We start from the raw sequence: 12,631 nt of genomic DNA on the forward strand, positions 1-12,631 counted from the left end.
CATCACGGGGAGGATGTCACTCAACAAATATCAATTGCGGTTGATAGTGAATTGGATAACACAGCAGACCAGGACTATAACCTCAGCCCAGCTCAAGATGGTACTAAAACTCATTTTTCGATTGGGGGAGTGAATAGTTCAGCAGACTATATTCTGGATAAGGATGTGGTTGATTTAATACCACAAACAAGACATGAAATATACGCAGCGAGTGGAAAGGATAATTTAAGTCAATCTGTTGATCTGGTAAATGATACACAAATATTACCAACCTCATATGAGATTCAAGGGATAAAACTAAATACAACAATTCCAGGTGTGGAAGATACAGACAAACTGGACATTCAAATAAACGAAACAAACACCGGATCGACTACCTACACCGATACTCTCGAGCTGATCGTCAACGGAAGCGTCGTTGACACGCAGTCGGTGACGGTCGAACCGGACGAGACGGCGGCGGTGACGCTATCCTACGACACGATCGACGAGTCTCCCGGGGAGGACCTCTCGGTCACCGTTCGCGGGGATCACGATTCCGAACACGGGACGGTCGAGATCGTCGAACCGCCGGAAAACCGCGTTCGGCTGGACAACGAGACGGTGAGCTACGAGTCCGGATCCACGGACACGCCGACGATCGCCGGGACCGTGACCAACGAAGGCGGCGCGAACGCGACGGAGACGTACGATCTGGCTCTCGACGTCGCAAACGGGTCGGTCCGGACGAAGCGGTCGGACCGACCGGGACTCGATGCGGGCGAGTCGTCGAGCTTCAGCTTCGATCTGAACGGGGAGAACCTGTCGACCCTCGACGTCGGTACCCACCCGATCACCGTGACCGAGTCGTTCACGGACGACGTCGCGAAGGGCTCTCTTACGATCACGGAGAACGAGTCCGAGGGGGAGATCGTCGAGGACACCGAAACCGAAGAGGAGGGGGACAAGGAGGAGGACTCCGTCACTACCCAGGAGCCCACGGAATCGGGAGACGATACTGAAACCGAGACCGTGACCGACGGGACCGAGGATCTCGACTCCGGTTCGAGTACGGGATCGACCTCCGGTGGCGGAGGATCCACCTCGGGTGGAGGCGGCGGAACGCTCGGAAGCGGCAGCGCGATGGGAGCGGAACCAGTACCCGAACCGAACGAGACGGTCCCGCCTCCGGTTCGCGGATACGTCGGGGATGGCGACGTCGCACTCGCGGAGCCGATCCTCACGGTCGGGCGCGGCGACGTCGCTCCGATCACCGTGAACCGGGACGACGTCGCGGCGGGCGGCGCGTTGCTGATCGGAAACGACTCCGCGATGGAGTACGGGGCGGCGATCCACGTCGAGACCTTCGGCGAGGCGGAGTCGATAACGGTGCTTTTCAACACCTACACGGCGGGAACGACGGCCGGCCCGGTCGTCGAACTCGACGCGGCCTCGCTCGAGGCGGGCGCGTCGATCGGCTTCGATCCGGAACGCGACCAGACGGGACCGATCGGACGGATCGGGACCGGCGAGTATTCGCTCGTCGCCTCGACGGCGCCCCACCCGGAAACCGCGGAGCGGAACCCCGGCGACGTGGGAGTGCTCGTGATCGAACCACGGGGGAACGCCGAAGCCACGACCTGGACCACATCGAGACGGACCGCAAAGGCGATCCGTGAAGCCGACGATCCGGCGGTAGCGATGGCCGCGGGCTCCAGGGACGGGACCGTCACACGCCGCGACCGGATCGCCCACGGGGACGTCGCAATTCTCGAGGTGCGGGCGACCGGCCTCTCCGGGCTGCTGGCGCTCGCCGGACGCGAACGCGGAACGAGAAACGCGACGAAACGCCTCCGAACGGCGACCGACCCGGGCTGGTCCGGAGCGGGAGTGGGAGGGAAGTCCTCCGGTGGGGACGGCTCCCGCGCCGCGGTGGAGCTGGACATCGGGGAAACGCCGACGAGTGCGGGCACACGAGGTGACCGTCGCACCGTCGACATCGAATCGGACGGGGTCTCGGTCGCCACGGCCGGGGATCGCGATCGCGTGTACCTCCTCGTGGACACGGCTCGGTTCGCCTTCGAGGACGGTACGAGCGTCGATCCGACCGACTCGACGACGTTCCGGCTGGACGTCCGTGTCCCCGACGCCCGATCGTCGGGCGAGGAGACGATGGTCGTTCCGGGAACGATCGGCGGGGTCGCCAGACCCGGAGGCAGTTTGGGCCGCGGAAACGAACGGTTCGAGCGACCCGCGGGCGCGATGCGAACGGCCTCGAAGCGGGCCGAGACGGGGATCGGTTCCGGGACCGAATACGGGACGGGAGAAACCTCGACTCCGGCCTTCGCGATCGATCGACGATCCGCGACGACCACGTTCAGCGTCGTCGAGCGGGACGTCGAGTTCCGTGAGGACCCCTACGACGCGGCGCCGACGTCCGACCGGACCTTCGAGGGCGAGACCTCGATCGCGCCCGGGACCCCGATAACCGTCGACGTACGACCGGAGAGCCGAACCGAAGCGACCCTCGAACGGGTGGCTTCGGACGGAGTGGTCGCCGGCGACGGATCCTGGTCTGCCGAGGTCGACCTCTCGACGGGGTCGCCCGGCGATCGCTACCGGGTACACGTGAGACGCGCCGGAATCCGGAAGGAACGAGCGAGCGTACCGGGGACGATCCTCGGCATCGAGCAGGAGACGACGGCCGAACCGATACCCGGAGGATCCGGCTCCGAGGGGTCGCGGGAGCGATCGACGACGACCGATCCGGGCACGACCCCGAACGTGGGAGCCGATCCGACGGGCCCGATCGCCGCCGGAACCGAGGCGGTTCGCGGACGGATCGACCCGGAGATCCTCCTGTCGATGCTCGTGATTCTGCTCTTCTTCGTGGGGATCTACCGCGGGCGAACCATGTGAACGGAGGCGAGCGTCGTCCACAACGACAAACGCTTTACATCGCGCAACCGTGATCCGGACATGATCGGCGTGATCGGCGAGTCGACGCCGCAGACGCTTTCGGTGCTCGCCTCGCTTCCGGACACGTTCACGTTCGCGTGGATCGTGGCGGCGCTTTTCGTCGTCGCCGCGGTACTCGATCGGTACGGACGCGAGGAGGGCCGGTCGCTGGCGGCCGGCACGTGGGTCCTCTTCGGCGCCTTCTGGTTGACGATGGTCCCGTACTTCGCCCTCGAGCACCTCAGTTACGTCGAGAGCGCCCTCTCGCTCGTCGCGGTGCCCGCCTGCGTCTACGCCGGATACCTCCTGTATCGGGGCCGCGAGTCCCTGTTCGTGTTGACCCGGGCGGTGGCGGCGATGTTGATCATCTACCTCCCCTTCGAGACGATCCCCGCCGTGTCCGTCGGCGGAGTCACGATCCCGGAGCCGAAGCGAGTCCTCATCGAGATCGTGGCGTCCCAGACCGCGACGGCGATGTCGCTTCTGGGTTACTCGCCGGCGCTGATCGAGAACTCCCAGGGATACCTCTCGACGTTCCGGTGGGTGTACGGCCCGGAGGAACACGTCGTGCTGGTCTCGGTCGTCCTCGCGTGTACGGGGATCGGCAGCATGGCGATCTTCGCGGGACTCATCGCGGCCGTCGACGCCCCGATCGAACGGAAGATCCGCGGGCTCGCGGTCTCGATCCCGCTCATCTACGTGTTGAACATCGCGCGGACGACGTTCATCACCGTCGTCACGGGCAACCAGTACATGCACTGGCAGCCCGAGCTGGTGTTGGCGATGTTCGGCGCGAGCGATCCCTATCGCGTCTCGTTTCTCGTCTCCGATCGGATAATTAGCCAGCTACTTGCCGTCGTCGCGCTCGTCGCGATCACCTATCTGGTCGCGCGACAGATTCCGGAGCTCGTGGTCGTCTTAGAGGACGTCCTGTACGTGTTGACCGGGGAGGAACACGACCTGCTCGCCGCGTTGGACCTCCCGAGGGAGCCGACGAACCGAACCCGGTGACGGACGAGAACCGGATTCGTGACGTCGAGAACGCTTCGGATCCGATCTCGGCGATCGGATAGCATCCCGCGGACGCTTTTGTGGGTCGACTACGAACCACGTGCATGGACGCGACCGAGAACGGAGACGTCATCGTCATCGGCGCCGGCGTCGCGGGGCTGACCACGGCCGCGCGGCTCGCGGAAGCCGGCGTCGACGTGACGGTGTTCGAACGCGAGGACGCGGTGGGCGGGCGCGTCGAGAGTAGGGACGTCGACGGGTTCACGGTCGACCGCGGGTTCCAGGTGCTCTTCGAGGCGTATCCGGCGCTGCGCGCGGAACTCGACCTGGACGCGCTCGACCTCCGTCCCTTCTCGCCGGGGGCGGTGATCTGTCGCCCAGGGTCGCGATCGACACTCGCGGACCCGTTTCGGGACCCGATCGCGGCGCTCGGATCCGTGTTAGATCCCGAGATCCCGTTTCGCGACAAGCTCCGAACGCTCGCGCTCAGACGGGAGCTGACCGGCCGCTCGGAGTCCGAGTTCTTCGCGGGCACGGACGCGACGATCCGGACGTACCTCCGCGAGCGGGGCTTCTCGAAGCGGTACGTCGACCGGTTCGTCGAGCCGTTCTACGGCGGGATCACCCTCGATCGATCGCTCTCGAGCTCCAAGCACGTCTTCGAGTACACGTTCCGCGCGATGAGCCGCGGTCGGATCGCGGTCCCGGCGGCGGGAATGGGCGCGATTCCGAGCCAGCTGGCGGACCGCGTGTCGGCCGCGGGCGGCGAGATCCGGACCGGGACGGAGGTCGCCCGGATCGACACCATGGCGGACGGCGACGTGGAGGTGATCTGCTCCAACGGGACGGTGGAGACGGCGAGCGCCGCGGTCGTCGCGACGACGCCGCCCGAGTCGCGGCGACTCACGGGCGTCGAATCGATCCCGACCGAAGGGGTCGGATGCATCACGCAGTGGTACACCCTGCCTCCCGGTCGGCGTCTCGAACTCGGACGGCGGATCCTGTTGAACGCCGGGTCGCAGCGTCCGAACGTCGTGGTCCCGATGGGCGAGGTTGCCTCGAGCTACGTGCCGGACGACGGGAGAACCCTGCTGGTGGCGACCTTCGTCGACGACGGCGCGTTCGAACTCGAGGACGAGGCGCTCGCGACGGAGACGCGGGAGGCGCTCGCCTCGTGGTATCCGGAACGATCGGCCGATGGGCTACGGCCGATCGCGACGGACAGGACGCCGTTCGCACAGTTCGCACAACCCCCCGGATTCCGCGAGGGTCTACCCGATCCGGACGATCCGGAGGGTCCCGTCGTGCTCGCCGGGGACTACACGCGGTGGTCCTCGCTGCAGGGGGCGGTCGAAAGCGGAAGGCGGGCGAGCGAACTCGTGGTCCGGCACCTGTAGGAAGGCGATCGGCGCGACGGGCTCGGGGACCGGAACCGGCCTCACTCCTCGTAGCCGAACGCCTCGCGGCCGTGCGTCTCGATCAGCTCCAACAGCTCCTCGCGTTGCCGATCCAGTTCCGCGGGCCGTTCCGCGTAGACGTGATCGAACATCTCGCCGGGATCTGCCTCCAGGTCCGCGCTCGCCTCGACGGCCTCCTTGACGATGGCTTCCGCCTCGGCGGCGACGGTCTCGACGCCCTCGTCGTCGATCCGGCCGGTCTCGCGGAGGAACGTCTCCATGCGGTCGATGGGGTCGATGGATCGCCAGCGTTCGAGCTCCTCGTCGTCGCGATAGACCGTCGGGTCGTCGGCGGTCGTGTGTGCGCCGTAGCGGTACTCCACGAACTCGACGAGCGTCGGGCGGGCGGAGGCGTCCGGATCGCGAGCGCGTTCCGCGACCTCGCGCGTGACGGCGTAGCTCGCGAGCGGGTCCATGCCGTCGACGCGGACTCCCTCGAAGCCGTAGGCGCTCGCCTTCTCGGCGAAGGTGTCTGTCGCGGTCTGGCGCGACCGGGGAACGGAGATCGCCCACCCGTTGTTGTGACAACAGAAGACGACCGGGAGATCGAAGACGCCGGCGACGTTGAGCGCCTCGTGGAAGTCGCCCTCTGAGGTGGCGCCGTCGCCGAAGTGGCAGGCGACGATCCGGTCGTCCCCGCGGTACTCGAAGGCCCACGCGGCGCCGACGGCGTGTGGGAGATGTGCTCCGACGCCGATCTGAAGCGGGTAGACGTTCCCCTCGAGAATGGCCGCCGTGCCGGACTCGTGGCCCATCCAGTAGGGGAGGTACTCGGCGAGGAGGTCCCTGGCGACGATGGAGCCGTGTTCACGGTACTGGTAGCTTATCAGATCGCGGTCCGCGAGCGCGTGCGTCGATCCCACCGCCGACCCCTCCTGGCCGGCACAGGGCGCATAGGTCCCGATCCGACCCTGCCGTTGGAGGCTCACCGCGCGCTCGTCGAAGCGGCGCGTGATCCGCATGTCCCGGTAGATGGAGACGAGACGCTCGTCCGAGAGGTCCGGGATCTCCGCGTCGGGCAACGGTCGACCGTCGGCGTCGAGAACGCGACGCACGTCGGTCTCCGCGAGCGGATCACTCACGATCGCACGCCTCCTCGGTGGATGGTACCGTCCGACTCTGCATACGTCGATGGATCGTCCGCATGCAAAAGGGTGTATCGGTGGTTCGAAGTTCGACGAATCCACAGCCGGGAGTTCGGTCCGGTCCGATCCGATCCGGTCTGGTCCGGTCTGATCCGATCTGGTCCGATCTGGCCTGGTCCGATCCGGTTGGACTACGCCGTGCCACGATCGCGAACGGTCGGGGAGTCGCCGTCCGAACCGCGGTGGTCGCGAACGGTCGCGTAGGCCTCCCGAACCCGGCGGAACGACTCCTCGTCGCCGCCGTGGTCGGGGTGGGCCTCCTTGATCCGGTCGCGGTAGGCGTGTTCGACCGCCTCGTCGTCCGCCGAGCGGGGAAGTCCGAGCTCCTCGAAGGCCGCCGCGATCGGGTCCTCGACCGAGGAAGCGCCGAACGTCGGATCCGAAACCTCGAAGGGAAGCCGCCTGCCGAGCCCGCGTCCCGGCATCTCGTGTTCACAGAGGACCGATCGCGTCCCGGCGTTCTCGAGCCGGAAGTGGAGGTGTGCGTCGAAGGTGATGGCGACCTCCCGCTCCGGAAGGTAGAAGGCGACGGTGGAGCCGGCGATCGAGTAGTCCTCGAGGAAGCGCTCGTCGATCGCCGACAGATACTCGCGGATCTCCACGCGACGCCGGGAATCCCCCGACTCGCCGACCGAGTTCGCGGCGACGGCCTCCGGAAAGAGGCGATCGCCGAGATAGAACGTCGCCACGACGAGAATCGCCGCGGCGAACCCCAGCGTGATCCCGACGAGCAGCCAGACGGGGAGGACCGAGAGGACGTCTACGACCACACGCCACCTTGGACGTGGATCCTCAAGAACCCCTCGTCGGGCCCCCACCAGCCGGTTCGAACACGCACCGGCGGATGACGTGGCTCGGAACTCGCTCAGAGCATGTCGTTCGCCTCGAGCGCCGCCATGACGTCATCGACGAGTTCATCGAGCGACTCGTAGGGGAAGTCCTGTTCGTCGCCGAGCTTCGCCGCGAGCTCCATCGCCGAAAAGCGCACGTCGCCCGCCTCGAAGGTCGTCGACGGCCCGTCCGGCAGCGCCGGCAGCAGGTCCATCTGTGTCTCGACCGGGAACTCGGCGTCCCGAAACGCCTCGGTGAACTGCGCGCGAAGCTCGGATTCGACGTCGGTCATACAGACTCCACCGCCAGACGGACAAAAAGGGTTGTGAAACCCCGTTCGAGGCGACGGCCGGCCGCGGTGATCGGCTCCAGCACCGATCGGAGATCCACCCACCCCGATCGGAGGTCCACCAACACCGATCGGAGATCCGTCCACACCGGTGGAAGTCCGGTCACGGAGGTACCGCACGCGATGTCGTCCCCGTCCATCGAACGCGAACCAAAGTATTCACTACGGGGCATCACCAATCGCCGGGCATGAGCACAGAGGACGTCTCCAGACGGGCGTTTCTTCGGACCGCGGGCGGAACCACCGCGGCGGCGGGCGTCGCTGCCGGGGCGAGCGGGACCGCGGCCGCACAGGAAGCGCCGGTCTGGCCGTCGGCGGTCGAGGGCGCGAACGTCGGGAGCTACACGGACGCCCGCGGGCAGGACGAGGTGACGATCTCGGTTGGTGCCGGCGACGGGTTGGCCTTCGACCCGACGATGGTGTGGATCGACCCCGGAACGACCGTGATCTGGGAGTGGACGGGCAACGGCGGCGACCACAACGTCGAGACGGTCGAGGGACCCGCCGAGTTCGAAAGCCAGATCACGGCCGAGGAGGGGTTCACCTTCGAGTACGAGACGTCCGAGGAGGACGCCGGCATCACCCACTACCAGTGTGGCCCCCACTCGCAGGTCGGCATGCACGGCGGTCTCGCCATCGGCGAGGACATCGAAACCGAGGACACCGGCGGAGACGACGCCGCCACGGGGGTCGTCTTCGTGCCGGAGGCGGCCAAGGCGCTCAGCGTCGCCACGTTCATCGCGATGGTCGCGACGCTCGGGATCGCGTTCTTCTTCATCCGCTACGGCGGGTCGAACCGCGACGAGTAGCGGGATCGTCTCGATCCCCTCGATCGCGCCGACGCGCGGGCGCTCGGATCGCCGTGACGTCTCCTCGATCAGGTCCGGATCGCCGTGACATCTCCTCGATCAGGTCCGGGCGCTAGTGGATCGACATGAACCGAGACGTCCCACATCCCGCTCAAAGCTTGCCGCGTGCATCGAGCAGCGAGCGGTAGCGCTCGAGGTACCGTTCCAGGATCGGCCGGCGGTCGTAGGACTCGAACCGGTCGTCGACGGCGCGTCTCGACATCGAGCCGGCCTCGAGGAACGCGTCGGCGATCTCCTGGGGACTCGTGACGAGACGGGCGCGCTCGCGCGCCTCCGCGATCTCGTGAGCGCTCGAGCCGGCCTGGTACTCGACGAGCCCGACACAACCGCACGCGAGCGCCCACAGGAGGTCGCTCGCGAACGCCTCCCGGGTCGCGGTCTGAACGGCGACGTGAGCACCCTTGAACACCGACACGCGCTCGTCGATCGGCGTCTCGCCGAGGAACGTTACCCGGTCGTCGATCCGGAGGTCCGAGGCGGTCTCCTCGGCGGCGCGCCGTTCCGGTCCGTCCCCGATCACGGCTGCGCGCCACTCGCGGGTTCGAAGCTCGGCGAGCGCGAGCAGGAACGACTCGACGTTCGCGTCGCGATCGAGCCGGCGCGAGTAGACGACGTCGAACCGGTCGTCGACGTCGGCCGACTCCACGAGCCCGAAGTCGATGCTCTCGGGGATGATCGTGGTCGCCTCGGCGTCGGTTCCGTACTCGAGCAGACGGGTTCTGGCGGTCTCGGAGGGAACGACGATTCCGTCGGCGCCGCGGGCGAGAAGCCGGTAGGAGATCGGGGAATCGGCGGGGTGATCGCGCCACCAGTCGACGAGCACCGGAGCGCGGTGGAAAAGCCGCGTCGCCGTCGCGGCGAGGGCGCCGCCCGGCGGGCTGTTGGTCGCGTGGACCACGTCGGGGGAGGCCCGCCGAAGCGCGGCCGGGAGACGGGCCGCGAACCGCGCCGGGTCCGGGTCGGCGACCACCCGCCGGTAGCCGATCCCCTCGTCCTCGAAGGAGTCGTGATCGCCGCCCCACCACTGGGCGCACAGCCAGCGGACCTCGTGACCGCGGTCGGCGAGCTGTCGAGCGATGCGGTGGGTCCGCGACCGCGCCGGCGTCTCGCCGTGATGCGGAGTGAAAAGCGAGACGAACGCGACGCGCATGTCTGAACGCGTCGCCGCCGTCCGTTAAAAATCCACGCGATTCCGAGCAGGACGAGAACGGGTCGCCGCCGGCCCGCCGGCTCACTCGGGAAGGGGAAGGCCCTGGAGGTTGACGTGTTCGCGGAGCAGATCCGCGGCGGCGTCGTACGGGGATCGGGGAGCCGGTTCGCCCCTCGGTCCGGACGGCGCCCGCCCGGACGCCGATCGGACGTTCCGAACGAACGCCGAGCGAGCCGCGCGGTTCTCGAAGAGCCCGTGGAGGTAGGTCCCGAGGACTCCCGCGGAATCACCGACGGAGACGCCGAGCGACGCGCGATCGGGGGAGCCATCGCCACCGGATTCACCGCGGGCGAACGGAAATCGGATCGACCGCTCCCGGTCGACGTCCTCGAGGGATCGGGTCTCGCCCATGTGGATCTCATAGCCCCGCACCGAGCCGTCCGCGCCCGAGAGCGGGCCCGATCCGCGAAGCGTCAGCTCCGTCGAGACGACCCGCTTTCTCTTTGAGAACGTCGTCTCGACCGGAAGCAGACCGAGCCCCTCGACGATCGATTCTCCTTCGGTTCCCTCGATCCCGGCGTTCCGAATCCGTTCACCGAGGATCTGATAGCCGCCACACAGGCCGACGATCGGCCCCTCGAAGGCCGAAAGCGCCGATTCGAATCCCGATCGGCGCAGCGTGAGCAGGTCGTCGACGGTGTTCTTGGTGCCGGGTATCACGACCGCGTCCGCCTCCCGAAGGGACTCACGGAGCCGCGGCGGGGCGCCGTTTCCATCACCGTTCGCCCCGCGATCCGGCACGGGAAGGTACGCGACCCGAACCCCGGGCTCGGCGGCGAGGGGTTCCAGGTCGGTGAAGTTGGAGATCCGGGGCAACCTGGGAACGGCGACCGTGACCGCGCGGTCCGCGGGAACGCCGTCGTCTCCTCCGCGGATCGCGGCCTCGCCGGCCGCCGAATCGGCCGCGGGAAGGTCGACGCTATCCTCGGCCGGCAGCCCCGGGTCCTCGTGTGGGATCACGCCGAGGACCGGGACGCCGGTCCGATCGACGAACGCGTCGATCCCGGACTCGAGGAGCGACGGGTCGCCGCGGAACTTGGTGATGACCGCTCCGGCGACCTGCGCTTCGAGGTCGTCCGGAAGCAGCTCGAGCGTTCCGACGAGGGAGGCGAAGACGCCGCCGCGCTCGATGTCCGCGACGAGGACGACCTCCGCGTCGGCGAACCGCGCCGTCTCGACGTTCGCCAGATCGCGGTCGTGGAGGTTGATCTCCGCGATGGAGCCGGCACCCTCCGCGACCACGACGTCCGCGTCGGCGGACAACCGTCGGTGTGCCGCGATCGCCGCCCCGCGGGCGTCGCTCCAGCGTTCGTCGTAGTACTCGCGGGCGGGGAAGTGGTCGATCGCCTCGCCATCGATCACGAGCTGCGACTCGCCGTTCCCGCGGGGTTTGAGCAGGACGGGATTGTGGTCGGTCGTCGGGGGAACGCGGGCGGCACGCGCCTGGACGTACTGCGAGACGCCTATCTCGCCGAACGCGTCGCGGCCGGTATCGGCGTTTCCGGCATCGCCGGCCGTTCCGGAGCCGGGGGTCCCGGCGTCATCGTGATCGTCAACGTCCGCATGCCCTCCGGCATCGTCAGCGATCGGGACCGCCCGGGCGTTGTTCGACATGTTCTGGGCTTTGAACGGAGCCACCTCGAGCCCGCGGTCGGCGAGCAGCCGACACAGGCCGGCGGCGACCGTGCTCTTTCCGACGTGGCTCGCGGTCCCCGCGACCAGGATCGTCGGCGTGGACTCCGCCATGGCGTCTCAGAACTCGGTCCCCTGACGCGCCCGCTGGCCGGCGTCGATCGGGTGTTTCGACTTTTCGACTCGGGTGATGAGGTCCGCGGCGTCGGCGAGGTATTCGGGTTCCTCGTGGCTTCCCGTCAACACGAGCTCCAGATCGGCGGGCTTGTCCTCGATCAACGCGAGGACGTCGTCCGGATCGAGCAGCCCGCGATCGACCGCGTACAGGATCTCGTCGAGGACGAGCATGTGGACGCCGGCCTCCGGATCGCCGTCGAGGAGGAGGGGCGACGCGAGGTCCGCGTCCCCGGCGGCCTCGATCAGCTCGCCGGCGCGGTCGAGCCCGGCGCGCGCCTTGGCCGCGTGATCGTCGTCGTCCGAACCGTCTCGGAAGCCGTGCCAACCGTAGTGGCCCGTGTTCTCGTAGGTCATTCCCGGAAGCGCGGCGATCGCGTTGTACTCGCCGCGGACCGGCGCGACGGAGTCCGCGCCGCCCTTCATGAACTGCAGGAGGTGGACCCGATAGCCGTGGCCGGCCGCGCGCATCCCCATCCCGAGCGCCGCGGTCGTCTTGCCCTTGCCGTCGCCCCACCAGACCTGGACGAGCCCGAACTCCTCGGGGGCGTCGGCGACGATCTCGCGGTCCTCGGGGGTGATGCCGGCGCCGGGCGTGCCGTGGGTTCGGGCCCGGTCCCGACGGTCACCCTCCTCGCGGGCGGAGCTATCCGGCTCGCCGTCCCCGCCGTCGGAGTCGTCCACGGCTTCACTCCTCGTGGATGAACACGAGTCGTTTGTCCCCCGTCGAGGTGAGACAGAGATCGATCCCCTCGCGGGTCGCGCCGAGCTCCTGCCAGTCGCTGTCGCTGACGAACAGCGTCCGGAAGATGCCGCGGTCGCAGTCGGGGTTCGGACACCCGACCCCGGCGGCGTTCTTGTAGACCGTCGTCCCGCCACCGGAGCTGTGTTTGACCAGCCCGTCGGTGAGCTGTCTGAGGTCCTGGTCGGTGAGTCCGCCGGTGACGTCATCGATGTCGTCGTCGATCGTCTCCTCGCTCATGCCAACGTGTTTCGGGCAGTGCTACCTGAATGTT

Annotated in this window: 11 protein-coding genes; 4 read left to right on the forward strand and 7 right to left on the reverse strand. The window is 67.7% G+C overall.

The features are described from left to right. Window positions 1–318: 318 nt before the first annotated feature. The 3 genes from ACZ5YD_RS06890 (at window position 319) to ACZ5YD_RS06900 (ending at window position 5,345) form a co-directional block, all read left to right on the forward strand. Window positions 319–2,898, forward strand: coding sequence for a BGTF surface domain-containing protein (locus ACZ5YD_RS06890; protein ID WP_379738729.1), 2,580 nt, complete (start codon window positions 319–321; stop codon window positions 2,896–2,898). Between the two features lie 60 nt (window positions 2,899–2,958). Beyond that, the gene (artA, locus tag ACZ5YD_RS06895) at window positions 2,959–3,948 is read left to right on the forward strand and encodes an archaeosortase A (RefSeq protein WP_379738732.1); all 990 of its coding nucleotides are present in this window, start codon (window positions 2,959–2,961) and stop codon (window positions 3,946–3,948) included. 104 nt (window positions 3,949–4,052) lie between these two features. Continuing rightward, window positions 4,053–5,345 (forward strand): NAD(P)/FAD-dependent oxidoreductase, encoded by a 1,293-nt coding sequence (locus ACZ5YD_RS06900; protein WP_379738735.1) that lies wholly within the window; start codon window positions 4,053–4,055, stop codon window positions 5,343–5,345. A 41-nt stretch (window positions 5,346–5,386) separates the two neighbouring features. Here ACZ5YD_RS06900 and ACZ5YD_RS06905 read toward each other — a convergent pair whose 3' ends face one another. The 3 genes from ACZ5YD_RS06905 to ACZ5YD_RS06915 all read right to left on the reverse strand — a co-directional run bounded on the left by ACZ5YD_RS06905 (window position 5,387) and on the right by ACZ5YD_RS06915 (window position 7,673). Beyond that, the gene (locus tag ACZ5YD_RS06905) at window positions 5,387–6,487 is read right to left on the reverse strand and encodes a thiamine pyrophosphate-dependent dehydrogenase E1 component subunit alpha (protein ID WP_379738739.1); all 1,101 of its coding nucleotides are present in this window, start codon (window positions 6,485–6,487) and stop codon (window positions 5,387–5,389) included. Window positions 6,488–6,681: 194 nt separating this feature from the next. After that, on the reverse strand, window positions 6,682–7,320 hold the full coding sequence (locus tag ACZ5YD_RS06910) for a J domain-containing protein (RefSeq protein ID WP_379738742.1): 639 nt from the start codon (window positions 7,318–7,320) through the stop codon (window positions 6,682–6,684). 95 nt (window positions 7,321–7,415) lie between these two features. Further along, on the reverse strand, window positions 7,416–7,673 hold the full coding sequence (locus ACZ5YD_RS06915) for an MTH865 family protein (protein ID WP_379738745.1): 258 nt from the start codon (window positions 7,671–7,673) through the stop codon (window positions 7,416–7,418). 245 nt (window positions 7,674–7,918) lie between these two features. On the opposite strand from ACZ5YD_RS06915, the gene ACZ5YD_RS06920 reads away from it, so the two are divergent. Further along, the gene (locus ACZ5YD_RS06920; protein WP_379738748.1) at window positions 7,919–8,539 is read left to right on the forward strand and encodes a halocyanin domain-containing protein; all 621 of its coding nucleotides are present in this window, start codon (window positions 7,919–7,921) and stop codon (window positions 8,537–8,539) included. 151 nt (window positions 8,540–8,690) lie between these two features. Here the strand turns inward: ACZ5YD_RS06920 and ACZ5YD_RS06925 are convergent, their stop codons facing one another. The 4 genes from ACZ5YD_RS06925 to ACZ5YD_RS06940 all read right to left on the reverse strand — a co-directional run bounded on the left by ACZ5YD_RS06925 (window position 8,691) and on the right by ACZ5YD_RS06940 (window position 12,597). Further along, the gene (locus tag ACZ5YD_RS06925; protein WP_379738751.1) at window positions 8,691–9,749 is read right to left on the reverse strand and encodes a glycosyltransferase family 4 protein; all 1,059 of its coding nucleotides are present in this window, start codon (window positions 9,747–9,749) and stop codon (window positions 8,691–8,693) included. Window positions 9,750–9,830: 81 nt separating this feature from the next. Next, a complete protein-coding gene (locus ACZ5YD_RS06930) occupies window positions 9,831–11,555 on the reverse strand; it encodes a cobyric acid synthase (RefSeq protein ID WP_379738754.1) in 1,725 nt (574 codons plus the stop codon). A 6-nt stretch (window positions 11,556–11,561) separates the two neighbouring features. Continuing rightward, on the reverse strand, window positions 11,562–12,299 hold the full coding sequence (locus ACZ5YD_RS06935) for a cob(I)yrinic acid a,c-diamide adenosyltransferase (RefSeq protein ID WP_379738757.1): 738 nt from the start codon (window positions 12,297–12,299) through the stop codon (window positions 11,562–11,564). A gap of 4 nt (window positions 12,300–12,303) precedes the next feature. Beyond that, window positions 12,304–12,597 (reverse strand): DUF7385 family protein, encoded by a 294-nt coding sequence (locus tag ACZ5YD_RS06940; protein ID WP_379738759.1) that lies wholly within the window; start codon window positions 12,595–12,597, stop codon window positions 12,304–12,306. Window positions 12,598–12,631: the final 34 nt, after the last annotated feature.

The organism is Halopenitus salinus (genome assembly GCF_055397165.1).